Source organism: Citrobacter sp. VF227, assembly GCF_052950715.1.
The window spans coordinates 1-430 of the sequence record NZ_JBRFVF010000661.1; the positions used below are offsets into that span (position 1 = coordinate 1).

Sequence of the window (430 nt, forward strand, 5' to 3'; positions counted from 1 at the left end):
TCGCACTCCCCCCGGCCAGTACCGCCTGCAGGCCACTGCTGTTGACGGTGGTCCGCTGCGCCGAGCCGCCGGCCCCGATAAACTGCCCGCCGCGGTTGTTGTCCTCATCGTCACTGCCGTACTCCAGCCCGGTGCTGACCGTGGTGTTCAGGGCACTGCCGTATACCGTCTGGCTGTCGTGCTGTGTAATCACCGCCCCGTCTGCGGTATCGCCTGCCGCGACGGTAGTGTCGGCGGCCTGAGCCTGACCGTAAAGCAGGCTGGTGATTGCCAGCGCCAGCACTCTGCGCCGGTGTCTGCCCCGGACAGTCACCTGTGGTGGCTCCCCTGCAAATGCCCCTGCCATTTCATTCCGGTCCGGCCGGTCGCCGGTGTTACGATTTTGCTTCATGGTATTCACCTTGTTGTGTGTCAGTAAAAAAAGGCCGTC

The 430-nt window shown here is 63.7% G+C and carries 1 pseudogene; it reads right to left on the minus strand.

What is annotated here, in order from left to right:
- Positions 1–391, minus strand: a pseudogene (locus ACU8YC_RS28425) (AIDA repeat-containing protein); the annotation flags it as partial.
- Positions 392–430 lie beyond the last annotated feature (39 nt).